12 protein-coding genes are annotated in these 19,546 nt (G+C 71.6%); 7 read left to right on the top strand and 5 right to left on the bottom strand.

Going from position 1 to position 19,546, the window contains the following annotated elements:
• Positions 1-216 precede the first annotated feature (216 nt).
• Positions 217-1,353, top strand: a complete 1,137-nt coding sequence (locus tag U8D42_RS16635; RefSeq protein WP_322859617.1) for a PPE family protein — start codon at positions 217-219, stop codon at positions 1,351-1,353.
• 128 nt (positions 1,354-1,481) lie between these two features.
• Complete coding sequence (locus U8D42_RS16630; RefSeq protein WP_322860136.1) at positions 1,482-2,621, top strand: PPE family protein; 1,140 nt, start codon at positions 1,482-1,484, stop codon at positions 2,619-2,621.
• Here U8D42_RS16630 and U8D42_RS16625 read toward each other — a convergent pair.
• Positions 2,610-4,982, bottom strand: coding sequence for a heavy metal translocating P-type ATPase (locus U8D42_RS16625; RefSeq protein WP_322859618.1), 2,373 nt, complete (start codon positions 4,980-4,982; stop codon positions 2,610-2,612). The two genes, U8D42_RS16630 and U8D42_RS16625, sit on opposite strands and share 12 nt — an antisense overlap.
• Before the next feature lie 107 nt (positions 4,983-5,089).
• Between U8D42_RS16625 and U8D42_RS16620 the strand changes: the two genes are divergently transcribed.
• Together U8D42_RS16620 and U8D42_RS16615 are read left to right on the top strand one after the other, a co-directional pair.
• On the top strand, positions 5,090-5,494 hold the full coding sequence (locus U8D42_RS16620) for a CBS domain-containing protein (protein WP_322859619.1): 405 nt from the start codon (positions 5,090-5,092) through the stop codon (positions 5,492-5,494).
• A complete protein-coding gene (locus tag U8D42_RS16615; RefSeq protein WP_322859620.1) occupies positions 5,491-7,029 on the top strand; it encodes an FMN-binding glutamate synthase family protein in 1,539 nt (512 codons plus the stop codon). Before U8D42_RS16620 ends, U8D42_RS16615 begins: the two co-directional genes overlap by 4 nt.
• Here U8D42_RS16615 and U8D42_RS16610 read toward each other — a convergent pair.
• From U8D42_RS16610 to U8D42_RS16600, 3 genes are read right to left on the bottom strand one after another with little or no spacing between them, the layout of a single operon-like run.
• Positions 6,998-9,658 (bottom strand): cation-translocating P-type ATPase, encoded by a 2,661-nt coding sequence (locus tag U8D42_RS16610; RefSeq protein WP_322859621.1) that lies wholly within the window; start codon positions 9,656-9,658, stop codon positions 6,998-7,000. The two genes, U8D42_RS16615 and U8D42_RS16610, sit on opposite strands and share 32 nt — an antisense overlap.
• A gap of 17 nt (positions 9,659-9,675) precedes the next feature.
• The gene (locus U8D42_RS16605) at positions 9,676-10,290 is read right to left on the bottom strand and encodes a DUF5994 family protein (RefSeq protein ID WP_322859622.1); all 615 of its coding nucleotides are present in this window, start codon (positions 10,288-10,290) and stop codon (positions 9,676-9,678) included.
• 10 nt (positions 10,291-10,300) lie between these two features.
• Positions 10,301-14,779: a cation-translocating P-type ATPase gene (locus tag U8D42_RS16600; protein WP_322859623.1), complete on the bottom strand. Its 4,479-nt coding sequence runs from the start codon at positions 14,777-14,779 to the stop codon at positions 10,301-10,303.
• Positions 14,780-14,942: 163 nt separating this feature from the next.
• On the opposite strand from U8D42_RS16600, the gene phoU reads away from it, so the two are divergent.
• From phoU to mgtA, 3 genes are read left to right on the top strand one after another with little or no spacing between them, the layout of a single operon-like run.
• Entirely contained in the window at positions 14,943-15,608 is a 666-nt protein-coding gene (phoU, locus tag U8D42_RS16595) for a phosphate signaling complex protein PhoU (RefSeq protein WP_322859624.1), read from the top strand.
• A 36-nt stretch (positions 15,609-15,644) separates the two neighbouring features.
• A complete protein-coding gene (locus U8D42_RS16590; protein WP_322859625.1) occupies positions 15,645-16,643 on the top strand; it encodes a magnesium transporter CorA family protein in 999 nt (332 codons plus the stop codon).
• Complete coding sequence (gene mgtA, locus U8D42_RS16585; protein ID WP_322859626.1) at positions 16,640-19,276, top strand: magnesium-translocating P-type ATPase; 2,637 nt, start codon at positions 16,640-16,642, stop codon at positions 19,274-19,276. The genes U8D42_RS16590 and mgtA overlap by 4 nt, the downstream gene beginning before the upstream one ends.
• On the opposite strand, the gene U8D42_RS16580 is transcribed toward mgtA, so the two are convergent.
• A complete protein-coding gene (locus U8D42_RS16580; protein WP_322859627.1) occupies positions 19,273-19,542 on the bottom strand; it encodes a hypothetical protein in 270 nt (89 codons plus the stop codon). The genes mgtA and U8D42_RS16580 overlap by 4 nt on opposite strands.
• Positions 19,543-19,546 lie beyond the last annotated feature (4 nt).

The following is a 19,546-nucleotide window of genomic DNA, read 5'->3' as shown; positions in this document are numbered from 1 at the left end:
CGTCGCGGGGGCTGATCGGCTGCCTGGAACGGGCCCACCCGGTTAATGCTTTGGTTACCCTAACGGCAGGGGTATATCGTTCGTCCCGTCCGGGACTCGACGCGGAAGGATCTGGGGGCCACCCTGGGGGGTGAACGCCTATTATTTCCGGGCAGTTTGCAACCTGGTAAGCATAATTTTCCGGCCGCGTACTCGACGTAGACAATGTGAGATGTGATGGACTTATTCGCGCCGCCTGAGGTCACCTCGACGCTCATCCACTCCGGGCCGGGAGCGGGTTCGCTGATCGAGGCCGCCGGCGCGTGGCAGAACTTGGCCGTCGAGCTGGAGAACTCGGTTGCCGTGTATGCGTCCGCTCTTTCGTCGTTGATCGAGTCGTGGAACGGCCCCTCCTCGATGGCGATGCTCCAGGCCGTCCAGCCCTACCTCATCTGGCTGCGCGAGACCGCCCAGCAGGCCCAGCAAACGGCCGCCTCGGCGGAATCCGCCGCGGTGGCCTTCACCGCCGTCCGCGCGGCGGTAGTCCATCCGGCGGTGGTGGCCGCCAACCGGACGCGGCTCGCGCAGCTGCTGGCCACCAACCGCTTCGGGCAGAACACCGCGGCGATCGCCGCGACCCAAGACGAATACCAGACCATGTGGGCGAACAACTCGGCGGCCATGACCCGGTACCAGGCCACCTCCTCACAGGCGACGGGCCAGCTGTCTCAATTCAATTCGCCGCTGACCATCAGCAGCCCGACGGCCGCGGTCAACCAAAATGCCGCAGTGTCCAATTCGTTGCTGACCACGGCGGGCACCACCGGGAACGCCATCGACCAGCTCGGCGTCACCCCGTTCGACCCGAACGCGGGTTGGTTCAGCTATGTCAGCACCTGGGGCAACCAGTTCATCTCGTCCGGCTTTCCCGTCAACCTGCTCAGCTACCTGGCGCAGAACACGTCCGCCCAGGCTCTGCAGGGCGTGGGCAGCGACATCGGCCTCGGGCTCTCGGAGGGCGAGGGGGCGCTGGCGGCGTCGATGACCCGGCTGGCCGGCGCGATCTCGGCCGCTCCGGGCGGCGCACCCGCGGCCGCGATGGGGGTCGGGGTTTCGCTGGGCAAGCTGACCGCGCCGCCCGCGGTGGTGGGGCTGCTCCCGGCGACGCAGACGCCGGTGCAGCTGGCCTCGTCGGTGTCGCCCCTGCCGGCCGACGCCGGGCTGACCGGAATGCCGCTGATGCCGATGATGGCGCCGGCTACGAACTCGGCGGGCAGCGGCTGGCGCAAGCGTAAACAGCAGAAGTTCGAGGATCAGGAATACGGGGCGGAACTCCCGAAGAAGGTGATTCACCGACCCCCCAGTGGCGGATGAGGGGCGACGATGGTTCCTCACCACTCCGGAAGCCGCATTTCGCCGCCGGATAGGTCAATGGCGGCGCGAGCCCTGTATCGCGCTCGCGCGACACCACCCGCGCGCCCTGTCGGGTCGGGTGACCCGTGATCGATTTCGGGCTGCTGCCGCCCGAGATCACCTCGGCGCTGATCCACGCCGGACCCGGCGCCTGGTCGATGATCGACGCCGCCGGCGCGTGGCAAGAGCTCGGCGCCGCGCTGGAGGCGGCCGCCAGCAGCTATGCCTCGGAGTTGGCGTCGACGACGGCGACCTGGCGCGGCCCGTCCGCGCTGGCCATGGCCCAGGCGTTCGAGCCCTACCTCGCCTGGCTGCGCGCCACCGCGGTGCAATGCCAGGAAATCGCCACATCGGTCGAGATCGTCACCGCCGCATTCGAATTGACGCATTGGACGGTGGTGCATCCCTCCGTCGTGGCGGCCAACCGGGCGCGGTTGGCGCTGCTGCTGGCCACCAACTTCTTCGGCGTCAACGCTCCGGCGATCGCGGAGACCGAGGCGGAGTACAACGCGATGTGGGTGAACAACTCCACCGCGATGTACCGGTACGGCGCGACGTCGCTGAACGCCGTCAAGCTGTCCCAGCTCTCGTCACCGCCGCAGGTGGCCAACCCCTCGGCGGTGTCCGTGCAGGCCCCGATCGCACCCACCGCGAACGCGCTGACCAGCTCGTCGACCACCGGCACCGGGTCGGTGCTCGACGCGCTCGGCGTCACCCCGTTCGACCCCAACAAGGGCTGGTTCGGGTATTTCAGCACGTGGGGCAACCAGACCATCGCGGGAGGTCTCCCCGTCAACCTGCTCAGCTACATCGCGCAGGTCACGGCCGCCCAGGCGCTTCAGGGGGTCAGCACCGACATCGGGCAGGGCCTGGCGGAGGGCTCGGCCGCGTTGGCCTCCGCGGAGGCCAGATTCGTGAGCGCCCTCGGCTCCGCCAATTCGTTGCTGGCCCCGCGCGGCGCGCTGGGGGTCTCCGTCTTGGTCGGCAAGCTGAGCATGCCGCCCGCGACGGTGGGCATGCTGCCCGGTGTCCAGCCGCCGGTGCAGCTGGTCTCGGCGGTGTCCCCGCTTCCGCCGGGCGCAGCGCAGCCGCCCGCGATCCCGGTGGCCCCGATGCGGCCGCCGCTGGGTGCCAAAGGTGGCCGCGGCGAAGGCCGGGATTACGACGACATCGAGATCGGCGCGGAGCTTCCCGGCACGGTCATGAAGCGACCGCCGTCAGCGGGATAGCTTGTGCCCCAAGGCCTGACGGCTCTCCGGCCGTGCCGGAGCGGGCTCTTCCTCGGCCAGGGCGAAGTAGCTCTCCTCCTCCTGCAGGAAATGCAGGCGCAGCAGGGCGTGCAGCCCGTATAGGCACGCGAGCAGGTCGTCGACCTGGTCGGGGCCGATCCCTCCGCCGCTTTGGGCCAACGCCAGGTGCGCGCCGATCCGGTCGGAGAGTCGCTGGATCTCGGCATGGGTCCGGCTCATCGGCGCGGTCGCTTCGCTGGTGCCCAGCGGGTGCGCCAGCGCCGGATAGAGCTCCGACTCTTCGGCGCGTTCGTGCGGGATGATCCGCTCGGTGAGCACGGTGTGGGCGTGGCGGACCGCTTCCATCGCCGGCTGATCGGCCCCGTCGGCCAGCCGGTCGGCGGCGCCGCGCAACAGATCCACGGCGTCGCGCAGCTCGTCGTGTTCGGCGTCGAAGCGCCGCAGCAGCTGCTCGGTGGTCGCGGGCAGATCGACCTCGAGGTCGGGATTGCCGCGCAGGGCGCGCAGCGCGTTGAGGATCACGGCGACGTCGATGCCCTCCTGCACCAGCGCACCGACGGCCGGTGGCAGCCACCCCACGGCGGCGACGGCCATCGCGGCCAGCGACAGGGTCATGCCGACGACCGCGCTCTGCACGGCGATGCGCCGTGACCACCGGGCGATGTCCATCGCATCGGCGAGCCGCTCCAGTCGGTCGGTGGTCAACACGATGGCGGCCGCCTCCGAGGATGCGGTGGCGCCGCGCGCGCCCATCGCCACGCCGACGCTGGCCGCCGCCAGCGCGGGGGCGTCGTTGACCCCGTCGCCCACCATCACGGTCACCGCGCGGTCTTTCTCGGCGCGGACGGCGGCCACCTTGTCGGCCGGGCTTTGTTCGGCGTACACGTCGTCCAATCCCAGGACGGCCGCGACCTCGCGGGCCGGCTCGGTGCGGTCCCCGGTGAGCATGACCAATCGGTTCAGCCCCGCCTCGCGTAACCGGCGCAGGGTGCGCGGGGCGTGGCGACGCAGCGGGTCGCGCAGCAGCACCGCGCCCGTCGGCCGCCCGTCGACGCAGACCCAGGCGACGGCGGCGCCGTCGAGCAGGGCGCGATTGACCACCGTCCTGGCCCATTCGGTGTTCGCAATGTCGTGCGCGAGTTTGCCGACGTGCACCCGGTGACCGTCCAGGGTGGCGGTGACGCCGCGACCGGGTTCCTCGACCACCCCGGTGGGAAGCGACAGCTGCAGATCGCGGTCCCGCGCGGCGGTGACGATCGCCTCGGCCAGCACATGCGGGGACATCTGGTCCACCGAGGCCGCCATCCGCAGGATCGCGATCGCGTCGCGCCCGGGGGCGGCGGCGACGTCGATGACCACCGGGCGCCCCATGGTCAGGGTGCCGGTCTTGTCCATCACCAAAGTGGTTGCGTGGCCGAGGTTTTCCAGAGCGCCGCCGCCGCGGATCACCACCCCGCGCCGCGACGCCCGCGACAGCCCCGACACGATGGCGACCGGTGCGGCCAGCAACAGCGGGCACGGCGTCGCCACCACCAGCACGGCCACCGCCCGCACCGGTGAGCCGGTGGCCAGCCATGCCGCACCGGCCACCAGGAGCGTCAACGGCAGGAACCACGCCGCATACCGGTCGGCCAGCCGCACCACCGGCGCGTTCTCCGCCCCGGCTTCCGCGGCCAGGCGCACGATCTGGGCGTACGTGCTGTCGGCCGCGGTGGCCGCGGCCTGCATCTCGAACGCGCTGCCCGCGTTGACCACCCCGCTGCGCACGGATTCGCCGGCGCTGCGCTCCACCTGCAGCGGTTCGCCGGTCAGGACCGACTCGTCCAGGACCGCGACCGGACTGGAAATGCGCCCGTCGACGGGCACCACCTCGCCCGGGCCGACCACCAGCAGATCGTGGATCGCCACGTCCTCCAGCGCGATGACCTCCACCGCCGAGTCGACGCGGCGACGGGCGAACCGGGGCGCATGTTCCAGCAGCGCCCGCAGGTCGTGGGACGCGCGGCGTTCGGCCGCGGACTCCAGGGCACGCCCGCCGGCCAGCATCACCGCGATCAACGCCCCGGCGAGATATTCGCCCACCAGCAGGGTGCCGACCAGCGACAGCACCGCGATCAGATCGACCCCGAACCGGCCCCGGCGCAGCGCGGCGAGCACCCACGCCACCGCGGGGATGACTGCCACCACCGTGCCCGCGATCCAGCAGCCGTCGGCCAGCCGGCGCGCACCAGCCAGCCAGGCGGTCCCGCCGGCCGCCAGTGCCAGGGCGGTCACCGCGGCCAGGGTCGGCTCAACCCATTGGACGGGCCGTATCCGCCGCTCGCGCGCCCCCGCATCCATGCCTGTCAGCCTTCCCCGACATCGGGGCGATGGCTAGGGCCGGATGGACGCGGATTGGGGACTCAGGTCACTAGCAGGGGGCGGCTCGCCCCGGTCAACATGATGACGTGACTGAGAGTCTCTCCGCCGGTTCCCTGCCCATCCACACCATCACCGGCGACCCGGTCGCCCGGGTTCCCGCCGACGCCACGATCGCCGACGTGGCCAGGGCCATGGTGACCTGCGACGTGGGAGCGATCGCGGTCGGAGACGACCCGCGACCGGCCGCGCTGGTGAGCGAGCGCGACATCGTGCGGGCCGTGGCGGCCGGGCGCAACCCCGCGACCGCCCCGGTCTCCGAGGTGGCCAGCACCAAATTGGTGTGGTGCGACGCCGAAGCCTCGGTGGACCAGGTCGCCGCCCGGATGATGGACCGCTACATCCGGCACGTGCTGGTCGAGCGCGACGGCGCGCTCGTCGGCATCGTCTCGGCCCGCGACCTGCTGGGCGTCTACGCGGACTTCGATTCTTGAGACGGCGAGCGGTTGCCGCGCTGGTCGGCGGCGGCCTGGCCGGCCTGACGGGGTGGGACCTGCTGCAGCGCCGCCACGCCATCCTGCGCAACTACCCGATCGTCGGACACCTGCGGTTCCTGCTGGAAGCGGTGGGCCCCGAGCTGCGCCAGTACATCGTCACCGACAACGACGCCGAGCGCCCGTTCAGCCGCGACCAGCGCCGCTGGGTGTACACCTCGTCGAAGCTGGCCAACCGGTACTTCGGCTTCGGCACCGACAACGACCTGGAGCGGGTGCACAACTACCCCATCGTCAAGCACGCCGCGTTCCCCGTCGCGGCGCCCACCGGCGAGGCCGAGCATCCGGACCCGGCGGTGCCGTTGCCGGCGGCCAAGGTGCTCGGCGCCGCGCGGGGCCGCGCCAAGGCCTTCCGCCCGTCGTCGCTGGTCAACATCTCCGGGATGAGCTTCGGCGCCCTCGGCGGCGCGGCCGTAACCGCCCTGAACAAGGGCGCGGCGCTGGCCGGCGCGCTGCACACCACCGGCGAGGGCGGGGTGTCGCCGTATCACCTGAACGGCGGCGACCTGGTCTGGCAGATCGGCACCGGCTACTTCGGCTGCCGCGACGACGACGGCCGGTTCAGCCTGCCCCGGCTGGCGGACCGGGTGGCGGCCACGCCGTCTATCCGCGCCGTCGAGATCAAGCTCAGCCAGGGCGCCAAGCCCGGCCTGGGCGGGGTGCTGCCGGGCGTCAAGGTCACCCCCGAGATCGCCGCGATCCGCGGCGTACCGGCCGGGGTGGACTGCCGGAGCCCCGCGGGACACTCCGCGTTCGGCGATGTCGACGGGCTGCTGGAACTCGTGGAGACCATCGCCGCCGAGACGGGCTTGCCGGTCGGCATCAAGTCGGCGGTGGGGGAGGGGCGGTTCTGGCTCGACCTCGCCGCGCGGATGGCCGCCACCGGCACGGGCGTCGACTTCGTGACCGTCGACGGCGGGGAGGGCGGCACCGGCGCGGCCCCGCTCGTCTTCAGCGACCACGTCGCCCTGCCCTTCAAGTGGGCCTTCCCCCGGGTCTACCGGGCCTTCGCCGAACGGGGATTGCACCACGACGTGGTCTTCGTCGGCTCGGGCAAGCTGGGCATCCCGGAGAACGCGCTGCTGGCCCTGGCCGCCGGCTGCGACATGGTCAACGTCGGCCGGACCGCCATGTTCTCCATCGGCTGCATCCAGGCGCAGCGGTGCCACACCGGCCGCTGCCCGTCGGGCGTGGCCACCCAGTCGCCCTGGCTGCAGCGCGGCCTCGACCCGGGCCTGAAGGCGGTGCGCTGCGCCAACTACCTGGCCACCTTGCGGTTCGAACTGCTGCAGTTGGCCCGCACCTGCGGCTACGTCCATCCGGCGCTGGTGCCGCTGGACGCCATCGAACTTCTCGACATCGACATGAAGACGGTGCCGGTCGACGAGTTGCTGGGCTACCGACCCGGCTGGGGCCTGCCCGGCCCGGCCGACAGCGAGGCGATCACGGCCGCGATGTCCACCGGCGCAGGATGAGTTTGCGGATCTCGCTGACCCACAGGACCGTGCTGGCCACGGCGATGCAGACCAGCCACTGGCTCAGCGACAGGGGTTTGGTGGTGAAGGCCGTGTTGAGCACGGGCAGCTGAACGACGGCGACCTGCAGCAGCGCCGACAGCCCGATCGCCGCCCACAACCACCGGTTGGCGAAGAAGCGGTGGAACGCGGACCGGGTCTCCGAGCGGGCGTTGATGGCGTTGATCAGCTGCGCGATCACCAGCACGGTGAAGCCCGCCGTGCGCGCGGTGTCCAGCGACGACGGCAGCGGGCCGCCGGGCGCGTAGAGGCGGATCGTGACGAGCGTGGCGGCCGCCACCGCCGCGCCGATCACGATGATGTTGTTCCACATCCGCGCGTCGATCACCCGGTCCGAGAGAGCGCGCGGCGGGCGGCTCATCACCTCTTCGGTCTGGGGGTCGACGCCCAGCGCCAGCGCCGGCGCGCCGTCGGTCAGCAGGTTGATCCACAGGATCTGCGTGGCCAGCAGCGGCAGCGCGACGGTGTCGCCCTGGGCGAGGCCGACCGCCCCGGCCAGCACCACCCCGAAGAAGACCGTGAAGATTTCGCCCATGTTCGACGACAGCAGGTAGCGCAGCGACTTCTTGATGTTCGAGAAGATGCCGCGGCCCTCGCGGATCGCCTGGACGATGGTCGCGAAGTTGTCGTCGGCGAGGATCATGTTCGCCGCTTCCCTGGCGACGTCGGTGCCCGTGCGGCCCATGGCGATGCCGATGTCGGCCGATTTCAGCGCCGGCGCGTCGTTGATGCCCTCGCCGGTCACGGCCACGATTTCATGGTCGGCGTGCAGCGCGTCGATGATGCGCTGTTTGTCCGCCGGACCGACCTGGGTGTATTGCGAGTGCAGGCGCACCGTCTCCCGCAGCTGCTCGTCGTCCAGGGTGGCCAGTTGGGCGCCGGACACGGCGGACTCGCTGTCTTCGATGCCCAGCTTCCGCGCGATGCGCGCGGCCGCCCGCGGATGGTCGCCGGTGATCATCACGACCCGGACGCCCGCGCGGCGGGCCTCGGCGATGGCCGCCGCCACCTCAGGGCGGGGCGGGTCGGTGATCCCCACCATGCCCAGGTAAACCAGGTGCCCGTCGGACCGGTAGGCGACCGCCACGGGGTGCAGGGCGTCGAGCGCCAGCCGCTCGGCTTCGTTTCGGATCGCGGCCCGCGCCGCGTCGTCGAGCGGCGCCAGCCGATCGCCGGCCCGCAGGTACGCGCAGCGGCCGAGCACCTCGTCGGGGTCGCCCGTCGTCACGCCGGCCAGGGCTTGGCGCACCCCGTCGCCGAGCTTTCGGCGGGCCACCAGGAACGCGGCCTGCACGGGATCGCCCCCGACGCTCCACCGACCGTCGCGCTCCTCGAGGGCGGCATCGCCGCCGGCGGCGGCGCCCGCGTCGAGCACCAGCGCCGCCTGCCGCCACATGGGGTCGCCCTCGTCCAGCGCCGCCCCGCCGCGCTCGAGTCGGCCCTCGGGCCGGTACCCGGCGCCGGTGACCTTCACCTCGCCCAGCGGGGTGACGACCCGCACGATCGTCAACTCCCCGGTGGTGAGCGTCCCCGTCTTGCCCGAGCACACCACCGACGCCGACCCCAGGGTCTCGGCCGACGACAGCTCCTTGACGACGGCGTTCTGGCCGGCCATCCGCCGCATGCCCAGGGCGAGCACCACCGACATGATGGCGGGCAGGCCTTCGGGTACCGCCGCCACGGCCAGCGAGACACCCAGCAGCGCCGCCGTCACCGCGTCGTGCGCGTCGTGGATGCCGAACACCACGACGATGGTCGCGATCACCACCGCCGCGATCACCAGCACGGCGATCCCCAGCAGCCGGCTGGCCCGGGCCACCTCTCGCTGCAACGGTGTCGGTTCGTGGTCGACCGTGCGGACCAGGCCGGCGATCTGACCGGTCTGGGTGGCCATCCCGGTCGCGGTGACCACCGCCCGCCCGGCGCCCCGGGTCACCGCGGTGCCCTTGAACACCATGTCCGCCCGGTCCCCGAGCGCCGCCGGTTCGGGCAGCGTCCGGGCATCTTTGAGCACCGGTTCGCTCAGGCCGGTCAGCGCTGCCTCGGACACCTCCAGCCCCGCCGACGAGAGCAGCCTGGCATCGGCCGCGACCGCGTCGCCCTCGGCCAGCAGCAGCACGTCGCCGGGCACCACTTCGCTCGCCGGAACGGTGTCCCGCGCCCCGCCGCGGATGACGGTCGCCGAGGTCGCGGCCATCCGCGCCAACGCGCTGACCGCGCGCTCGGCGCGGGCTTCCTGTGCGTACCCCAGCAGCGCATTGAGGACGAGGATGACCGCGATCACCACCGCGTCGACGGGCCAGCCGCCGGCCCCCTCGACCGCCCAGACCGCGAGCGAGGCGACCAGCGCGGCCAGCAGCAGGTAGATCAGCGGGCTGCGGAACTGCACCAGCAGTCTCCGGTAGGCCGGCGGCGGGGGGACGCTCTCGATGTCGTTGGCGCCCACGATGACGAGCCGCCGGGCGGCTTCCGTCGCGGTCAATCCCGCTTGGGGGTCGGTGCACAGCTTTTCGACGACGGCTGCGGCGTCGAGGAGCGCGGGGTCGGGGTCGAGCAGTGCGGCGTCCACCGAGCGCGCTCAGCCGTTCAGCCGTGGTTCGCCGGGAGCGGCGAGGCGGCTTCCCTGCGGGATTCGATCATGCGGTTGCGGACGATGTGTTCGACGAGGACCGGCACGAAGGTCTGGACCGGCGCGTCGACGAACTGCTCGGCGGCCTCCTCGGACCAGCGCTTGATCTGGGCGGTCCGTTCCTCGTCGTCGAGCCCCTCGTGGAGGGCCAGCTTCTCGGCGACGTCGGCCACCGACCGCGCCACCGTCGAGCGGGGCTGCTGCGGCGCCGTGTCTTCGGCGGGCGCCCGCACCTGCTCCAGCGCCTGCCGGGCGACCTCTTCGCCGGCGTCCGGGCGGATGACGTGCAGCGTGAGGTGGTGGCCGTCCGCACCGATCAGGATGACGGTGGACGGCTCGTCGCTGGTAAAACCCAGCAGCTCGACCGTGTGGCCGCCGATCTCCAGCAGCGGCGGCGTCTCTTCCCAGCCATTGCGGCGGTAGCCCACCATCACGACCGGCCCGAGCCGCTCGGCCACCGACGTCAGCAGGGCCGGCAACTCGTCGACCAGGTTCGTCGTCCGCGGCCACCAGGCGCCGTCGACGTGCTCCGCCACGGACCGATAGGGCTTGAGCTGTAAGCGATTTTCCATGTGCACGCTCTCAATCGTGGTCGGCGTGGTCGGGACCCGACAGGGTCTGTCGCACCGAGGGGCCGGGACTTTGTGCCCTTTCTGGACCGCTCCCCGGCTCGATGCCGAGCCAGCGCCTCTGCACGCTGTGTGACGCGCGCAGCAGCAGGTCGGGCGCGACGGCGGACAGGGAGCTGGCCGCCCCCGCGGCGAGCAGGCCCTGGCCCCACGCCAACGGGTCCAGCGGCGTGCATCCGAACAGCTGGCTGAGCCCCGGGGTGCTGATCACCACCGCGAGCGCGCCCATCGAGCCGACCGATGTCAGCACGACCAGCGGCGCGCGCGAGTCGACCAGGGTCTGGGTGAGTTGGGCGCCCACCAGCGCGACCAGGGCGACCGTCGCCGCGCGGCGCGGCGGGCCGGTCACGCTGGCCATCGCCCACCCGGCCGTGGCGCCGATCGTGGTCGCGGCGCCGCGGATGCCGATCGCCCGCCACATCGCCGCCTCTCCGCGGTCGACGTCGTCGGTGCCGGTCTGGCGGCTGACGGCGAGCGCGGCGGCGGGCAGCGCGTCGGTCAGCATGTTGACCAACAACATCTGGCGGGCGTTGAGCACCGAACGCCCGGTCAGGATCGTGGTGATCAGGGCGAAGCACACCTCCCCGAGGTTGCCGCCCAGCAGCATCGACACCGCCGACTGCACGCGCCGCCACAGCTGCTCGCCCTCGTCGAGGGCGTCCAGCAGCGCCTCGATCCGTTCGTCGAGCAGCACCACGTCGGCGGCCGTGCGGGCCGCGTCGCTGCCCCGGGCCGCCACGCCGATGCCCACGCTGGCCGCCCGGATCGCGGCGGCGTCGTTGACGCCGTCGCCGACCATGGCGGTCACCAGCCCGGCCCGCTCGAGCGTTTGCACCACGTCGATCTTGTGTTCGGGCGTCATCCGCGCGAAGACCACCCGCGACGCCGCCGCGGCGGCCCGCTCGTCGGCGGACAGCGCCTCCCACTCGCTGCCGGTCATCACCTGGTCGGCGGTGACGTCGAGGCCCATCTCCTGGGCGATGACGGCCGCGGTCGCCGGGTGGTCACCGGTGATCAACCGGACGCCGATGCCGCGCTCGCCGAGTTCCTTCAGCAGCCCGGGGGCCTCGGCCCGCGGGGTGTCGGCGAGCCCGAGCAGCCCGATCGGGGTGAGCCCGGAGGTGCACAGGGCTTCCAGCCGGTCGGGGTCGGCCGCCGCGGCCGCCGCCTCGTCTGCGCTCAGTTCGCGCTCGGCCACCGCCAGCACCCGCAACCCCTTGGCCGCCATCTCATCGACCTGCTGAGTCAACGGGTGGTCGTCGTGCAGCAGCGCCGACGCGAGCACCTCGGGTGAACCCTTGATGGTCAGCCGGGTCCCGACCAGTGCGGCCGCGAACGGGCGGCCGGACTGGAACGGCAGGAACGCGTCGCGGGTCAGCCGCTGCGGCTCGGAGCCGTCACCGCGAAGCGCCGGATCGTCGGCGGCCCGGTGTATCGCATCGTCGGTGGCGTGGTCGACGCGGTGGGTGTGCCTGGCGTAACTGGTGCCCAACGCCGCATCGAGCACCGCGGCCGGGGTATGGCCCGGCATCGGGCGCACCGCCTTGACCTTCAGCCGGTTTTCGCTCAGCGTCCCGGTCTTGTCGAAGCACACCACGTCCAGCCGGGCCAGCGCCTCCACCGAGTGCGGGTTGCGGATCAGCACCGATTCGCCGGTGAGCCGGCGCGCGGCGGCCAGCTGGGCCAGCGTCGCCACCAGCGGCAGGCCCTCGGGGATCGCGGCGACGACGAGGGTGACCGCGCTGGACACCGCCTCGCGCAACCCGGTGCCCCGCGCCACGCTGAGCAGTCCCACCAGGGCGCCGCTGGCCACGCTGAACGGCAAGGCCCGGCGGGTGATATGCCGCAACTGCCGCTGCAGGCCGATCTCCTGCAGCTTCCTGGGAGCCATCGCCAGCGCCCGGCGCATCTCCGACCGCGAACCCACGGCGGTCACCACGGCCACCGCCGTGCCCGCGACCACCGTCGTACCGGCGTAGAGCATGCAGGTCCGTTCGGCCAGCGGGGCTCCCGGCGTGGGTTCGGTCTGCTTGGCCACCGGCAGGGATTCGCCGGTCAGCGTCGACTCATCGACCTCGACGTTCGAGGCGTGCAGCAACCGGGCGTCCGCGGGCACCACCTCGTCGGCGTGAACTTCGATGATGTCGCCCGGGCGCAGCCGCTTGGTCGGCACCTTCTCGCGGCGCTGCGCGTCCAGCGGGCCCACCCGCCGGCGCGCCGGCGGATCCTGGACGGCCAGCAGGCGATCCAGGGTGCGTTCGGCGTGCAGCTGCTGCTCGGCCGACAAGGCGGCGTTGACCAGCAGCACGCTGCCGACCAGCACCGCATCCAGTGCGGAGCCGAGCAGCGCGCTGGCCGCCGCACCGGTGGCCAGCAGAGGGGTGATCGGGTCGGCCAGGTCGCCGCGCATCTCGTCGGCGAAGTCGCGGACGTTCCCCCACGACGCCGCGCCCGCGTCGTGCAGCGCGCGAAGCGGCGGCACCTGCTGCCACCACGCGGCGGCCGCCTCCTTGGGGGCATCCCCGGTGGGGCGGGGCAGCAGCCGCTGCACCTCGGCGACCGGCAACGCGTGCCAGTCGTGGCTGGTCTCGGGCTCCGGCAGCGGATCACGGAGCGTCTTGACGGCCGCCCGGTACCCGAACCACAGGCTGGCCACCATGCCGACGTTGACCGAGGCCGAACTGCGGCCGGGCACACCGGGAATCAGCATCAGCGCGCCGATCGCCGACGCGGAGGCCGACAGCCGGACGGCACCGGCGGTGGCCGCGCGCGCGGCGGGCAGCGCGTGCAACAGGCGCCATGCCCCGGTCAGGTCGTTCGCGATCACGTCGGCGGCCCACGGCGGGGACTGCCCGGGCCGCAGCAGGCCGATCGTCACGTCGGACCGGTGCGCGGCCCGCATGTCCGACGTGGTCAGCAGCGCCACGGTGTTCCCCGCGGCCTTCAGCTCCGCCACGGCCGCCGCCACCGCGTGGTCGACCGACCCGTCCGCCGGATAGAGCTGGTCGAAACCCTGTGCCAGCGAACGTAATCCGTCGTCGTCGAGGGAGTAGACGCGCGGTTGCGACCGCCGCGCCTCGGTGAGCACCGCCGCGGCGAGCGGGTCGCGGACCGGGCTGATGAGCGCCTCGCCGACGCTGCCGGCGCCGGGGATGTCGGCCAGCGGGTGCCATCCCGGCTGCAGGCCGTCGGTGTCGAGCGCGGCCCGAACCGCCTCCCAGGCGTGGGCGCGGGCGGAATTCTCCACCCCGAGCACCCGGCTGACCGTCAGTTGGTCGGTGTAGAGCGCCCGTGGGTCGATCATGATCGCGTCGATCCGGTCGAGGGCCCGCAACACCCGGGGGCGCAGCACCAGCGCGTCGTGGCGGCTGGAAAGGCCGCGGTTCATCGTGCAGCCGAACGCTTCCCGGACGGTCCGCAACGGTTTGGGGACGGCGGCCAGCGCGGCGGCGCCGGCCGCGTCGGGGTTGCGGGTGAGCAGGCCGACCGCGGCGGCGGCGCCGACGCCGGCCAGGCCGGCGCGGTTGGCGTAGCGCTCCGCGGGCCCGTCCGGCGGGGCCGGGTTGCCGACGGGGGCCGAGCCGGCGTCGTCGCGCACCGGCCGGTCGGCCAACACGGGCTCGTGCCGCATCCACGCCAGCCTGCCGTTCCACGCCTCGGCCGCCAGCATGGTGCGGGTGGCGGCCTCGGCGGCCGCCGCCGTCGGCGATAGCGTCAGGGCGGCAGAGGTGGCGTTGACGATGCCGAACAACACATCGGTGCCCTCGGGCCCGAGGCGCCGCTCCAATTCGCGGCGCACCCGCGGCAGATGGTCGGCCACGGTCGGCGGCACGGCCACCAGGTCGGGGAGCCGGGGCAGCCGCAGCAGGCTGCCGGTCAACGAAAGGCCGAAGCCCACAGAGGCGGCGGTGGCCGCCACCATCCGGCCCATCAGCACCGCGTCGTCGCCCGGCAGGCTGGCGGGCAGGGCGCGGCCCGCGCGCCTTCCGCCGCGCCGTTCCGCGTCGGCGACGCTCCGGCACAGCGCGGCCGGCGACGGCCCGTCGTCGGCCACGGTCACCACCACCCGCGCCAGCGTGCGGTTGAGGTAGGCCTGGCGCACCCCGGGCAGCGCCCGGACGGCCGCCAACACGTCGGTGGCGATCGCCGGGCCATGTGCGCCGTCCAGGCCGCGCACCTCGATCCAGCGCCTCGGCCCGTTGCCGCTGACGCGCCGGGCCGGCGGGCCACCCACCGCCTCGATCACCGCGCCCGCCGCGGCACGGGTCAGTGCGGGAACATCCGGGGTGGCCTGCACCAGGGACCGGCCCACGCTCACCGCGACATGCCCGCCCAACAGGGCGGTGCCGGCCGCGAGTTCGGTGCCCACCGCCGCGAGGCGCAACGGTGCCGTCAGCAAGTCCAGTCCGGGCAGGCCGCGTCGTGTGCTCACCGTGTTCTCCGGGCTCGGGCCGAGTGTCTAAATGTCCCCGGTTCCGCAAGGGTTACAGCGGCAGCTTAACGGGCGGTAACGCGCGCGGGAAAAGTCATTCAGGCTCTTATCGGGGTGGCTTTGGTCACTTGTGGAAAGCCCCCGCATTCGCCACCGTTGCGCTATGCGAAGCGCTTACCACCGCCAGCTGGCGGAGCTGACCGTCCAGCTCGGCGAGATGTGCGGCCTGGCCAACGACGCGATGAGGCGCGCCACCGACGCCCTGTTGCAGGCCGACCTAGACGCCGCCGAGCAGGTGATCCGTGGGCACGACCGGATGGTGGCGATGCGGGCGCACACCGAACGGGAGGCGTTCGCCCTGCTCGCGCTGCAACAACCGGTCGCCGGTGAGTTGCGGGCGATTTTCAGCGCCATCCAGATCATCGCCGACATCGAACGCATGGGCGCGCTGGCGGTGCACATCGCCAAGATCGCCCGGCGCGAGCACCCGAACCGGATACTTCCCGACGACCTCCGCGCGTGCTTCGCCGACATGGCCAGGGTGGCAATCACGTTGGGCGACAGCGCAAAACAGGTGCTGATCTCCCGCGACCCCGAGCAGGCCGCCCGGCTTCGCGAGCAGGACGACGCGATGGACGAGCTGTACCGGAACCTGTTCAGCGCGCTGCTGGACGAGGACTGGCGCGACAACATTCCCATCGCCGTGGACTGCGCGTTGCTGGGCCGCTTCTACGAGCGCTTCGCCGACCATGCCGTGGAGGTCGGCCGCCGCGTCGTCTTCATTGTCAGCGGCGATCTGCCCACGCCGGACGAGATCTCGACCTACTGAGCGGCGCCGGTGGGGCCGGGCTGGGAAGATGACGTCGTGCAGGGCACATCGGACATCCAGGGCCGCGTCTGGCGCCACGGTAAGCCGCAGGAAGACTTCGCGTTCGACCGCATCTCGACATACCTGTGCGAGCCCGACACCCTGGTCTGGGTGGACCTGTGCGCCCCGGACCACGACGCGTTGTGCGGCCTGGCGGCCGAACTCGGGCTCAACACGTGGGCGGTGGAGGACGCCGTGGGGGCGGCCGAACGGGTGAAGGCCACCGCGTACGAGACGCACACCTTCTTCACCGTCTACGCCGTTCAGGTCGCGGCGGAGGCGACCGACGAGCCGCGGCGCATGCTGTCCATGCACCGGATCTCGGCGTTCGTGCTGCCCCGCGGACTGATCACGGTGCGCCTGACACCGGACTTCGACGTTACCCGGTTCACCCGGCGCTGGGACGAGATCGGCGCCCAGCAGTACGGCGTGGGCGCCCTGGTGCACGGGTTGCTCGACGTCGTGGTGGACAGCCACTTCGCCGCGGTGGAGGCCCTGGACAACTGCGTCGAGGACATCGAGGACGAGCTGTTCGACGGCACGCCGCGCCAGGCGAGCTTTCAGCGCCGGACGTTCCAGATGAGGCGGGACCTGGTGGCGCTGCGACGGGTGGCGCTGCCGATGCGCGAGGTCGTCAACTCGATCCAGCACCACCGCTACGAGGTGGGTACCGCCGCCGAACTCGACCCGCTGTACGCCGACCTGTATGACCACGTGCTTCGCGTGTCGGAGTGGACGGAGTCGTTGCGGGACATGGTCACCACCATTTTCGAGACCAACCTGTCGCTGCAGGACGCCCGGCTGAACACCATCATGAAGAAGCTGACCGGGTGGGCGGCCATCATCGCCGTCCCCACCGCGATCACGGGCTTCTACGGCCAGAACGTCCCCTACCCGGGCTTCGGTCACGTCGCCGGCTTCCTCGCCAGCACCACCCTGATCTGCGTCCTGATGGTGGTGATCTACGTGATGTTCAAACGACGGGACTGGCTATGACCGTTGACCTGTTGGCCGGCGCCGAGGCCCCGAACGCGGCGCTGGTCGCCGCCGCCCCCGTCGAGGAGGTGCTGCGCCGGCTCGACAGCTCGGCCGCCGGGTTGTCCGGCGCGGAGGCCGCCGCCCGGCTGACGCGCTACGGACCCAACGCGGTGCGGACCCACCACGTCAATGCTTTCGCGGTGCTGGGTCGGCAGCTGCGCAATGCGGTGCTCATCCTGCTGGCCGGCACGGCGGTGGTCTCGTACTTTCTGGGCGACAGCATGCAGGCCGTCATCATCGGCGTCATTTTGGCGGCCAGCATCGGCCTGGGCTTCATCAACGAATACCGCGCCGAGCGGGCCGCCGCCGACCTGCATGCCAGCGTGCACCACAACGCGGTGGTGCGCCGCGACGGCGAATTCGTCTCGCTCGCCGTGACCGCGCTCGTGCCGGGCGACGTGATTCGGCTGTCGCTGGGGGAGGCCGTGCCCGCCGATGTCCGGCTCATCGACGTCACGGGTCTGGAATGCAACGAGAGCATCCTGACCGGGGAATCGACCGGTTCGGAGAAGTCGCCCGATCCGGTGCCGCCCGGGACCGGGCTGGCCGACGCGGCCGACCTGGCCTTCATGGGCACCATCGTCAGCGCCGGCGAGGGCACCGGGGTGGTGTTCGCGACCGGACGAAACGCCGAATTCGGGCGCATCGCTTCGGGTTTGGACGAACGTCAGCCCGAAACCACCTTCCAGGTGGGGCTGCGGCAGTTCTCCTACCTGCTGCTGCAGGTCGCCGTCGCGCTGATGGTGATCATCTTGCTGAGCAACCTGCTGCTGGCGAAGCCGATCATCGACTCCGTGCTGTTCTCGCTGGCGATCGCGGTCGGCATCACGCCGCAGCTGCTGCCCGCCGTCGTCAGCACCGGCCTGGCGACCGGGTCGCGGCAGCTGGCCAAGGCGAAGGTGCTCGTCAAGCGGCTGGTGTGCATCGAAGACCTCGGCGACATCGACATCCTGATCACCGACAAGACCGGAACCCTGACCGAAGGCCGGATCCGGCTGGTGGAGTCGTGCGATCCCGGCGGTGCGCACACCGGCGCGGTTTGCCGGCTGGGACTGCTGGCCACCGATGTGGACCCCGAAACCGGTGGGGCGAGCGGCAATGCGCTCGACGCCGCGCTCTGGGAGTCCCCGCAGGCGCGCGAGTTGATGGACGGCGCGGCGCGCCGGGTCGCGCTGCTGCCGTTCGACCATGAACGCCGGGCGACGTCGGCACTGGTCGACGACGACGGCAACCGGGTGCTGGTGGTCAAGGGGGCGCCCGAGCAGGTGCTGGCGCAGTGCCGAGCCGTCCCGCCGGCGGCGGAGGACACCCTCGCGGCGTTGTTCGCCGCCGGGCGCCGGGTGGTGGCCGTGGCCACCAAACCCGCGCCGGGGATGACGACGCTCACCCGAGCGGACGAATGCGAGCTTTCGCTCGCGGGGTTCCTGGTGTTCGCCGACGAGCCCAAGTCCGCCGCACGCCAATCGCTGTCCGACCTGGCCGACCTGGGCATCGAGCTGAAGATCGCCACCGGGGACAACCCGCGAGTGGCCGAAAAGGTCTGTGACGAACTGGGTTTGGCTTCGAAGGGCACCATCACCGGCGCACAGCTCGACGCGGTGGACGACGCCGATTTCGCCGACATCGCGCAAAACCACACCATCTTTGCCCGCATCTCCCCCGAGCAGAAGGCCCGGCTGATCACCGCGCTGCGACGCAAGGGGCGATCGGTGGGGTTTCTGGGTGACGGCGTCAACGACGCGTTGGCGTTGCACGCCGCCGATGTGGGCATCTCGGTCGACAGCGCCACCGACGTAGCCAAGGACGCGGCCGACGTGGTGCTGCTGGAAAAGGACCTCGGCGTGCTGGCCACCGGGGTGGCCGAGGGCCGGCGCATCTTCGCCAACACCATCAAGTACGTGCTGATGGGCACGTCGAGCAATTTCGGGAACATGTTCAGCGCCGCGGCCGCATCCGCGCTGTTGCCGTTCCTGCCGATGCTGCCGAGCCAGATCCTGCTGAACAACCTGCTCTACGACACCTCCCAGCTGGCGATCCCGACCGACCGGGTCGACGCCGAGCAGCTGCACGCACCGTCGCACTGGAACGTCGCGTTCATCCGCCGGTTCATGCTGATCTTCGGCCCGATCAGTTCGCTGTTCGACTTCCTGACGTTCGGGCTTATGCTGGGCGTGCTGCACGCCGGGGCGATCGAGTTCCGCACCGGGTGGTTCGTGGAATCGCTGGCGACGCAGACGCTGATCATCTTCGTCATTCGCACCCGCAAGGTACCGTTCCTGCGCAGCCGGCCCAGCGTGTTGCTCACCGCCACCAGTCTCACCGTGGTCGCCGTCGGCGCCGGGCTGACGGTGTCACCGCTGGCCCGCACCCTGGGCTTCACGCCGTTGCCGTGGCAGTTCTTCGCCGCGCTGGGCGCCTTCGTCGTCAGTTACCTGATTCTGGTGGAGCTGGCCAAGCTGGTCTTCTACAGCGAGCCCATTCACCTCAACGGGCAGCCGCATCGCGTCCGCGGAAGCGCGTTCCGCATCCGGCGCCGGGCCGCGCGCTACCACTACATCGAGCGGCGGATGCGGAGGCGGAACGCGGCTTAGCGCTCGACCTGGAGGGTCGGCAGATCGGAAAGACCTTGCTGGATTCCCCAGTCGACGTTGTCGATCACGGAGCTGCTGCCCGCCGGCGCCGTTTCATGACATGCGCAGCTGAGGGTGCTGAAGGGGCTTGGGTCGGCGTTCGCCGATGCTGCCGACCAACTTGCAGCGCCGAGAATGAGTGCAACGCCGACCAAAAGTCTAGGAATCATTTGGCCTTCGAGTTCTCGAAATTGGATCGCCATCAATTTTACCGGCGCGCGTGTCACGAGC

This window comes from Mycobacterium europaeum (assembly GCF_034555895.2).
Classification (GTDB): Bacteria; Actinomycetota; Actinomycetes; order Mycobacteriales; family Mycobacteriaceae; genus Mycobacterium; species Mycobacterium europaeum.
The sequence above is the reverse complement of the archived record's forward strand: the minus strand, read 5'-3'. Positions and strand labels throughout refer to the sequence as shown.

What these genes read in the sequence shown, in the direction of transcription:
- U8D42_RS16635 (WP_322859617.1), top strand. Translation starts at nt 217, where the DNA reads ATGGACTTATTCGCGCCGCCTGAGGTCACCTCGACGCTCATCCACTCC.
- phoU (WP_322859624.1), top strand. Translation starts at nt 14,943, where the DNA reads ATGCGAAGCGCTTACCACCGCCAGCTGGCGGAGCTGACCGTCCAGCTC.
- mgtA (WP_322859626.1), top strand. Translation starts at nt 16,640, where the DNA reads ATGACCGTTGACCTGTTGGCCGGCGCCGAGGCCCCGAACGCGGCGCTG.
- U8D42_RS16625 (WP_322859618.1), bottom strand. Translation starts at nt 4,982, where the DNA reads ATGGATGCGGGGGCGCGCGAGCGGCGGATACGGCCCGTCCAATGGGTT.
- U8D42_RS16605 (WP_322859622.1), bottom strand. Translation starts at nt 10,290, where the DNA reads ATGGAAAATCGCTTACAGCTCAAGCCCTATCGGTCCGTGGCGGAGCAC.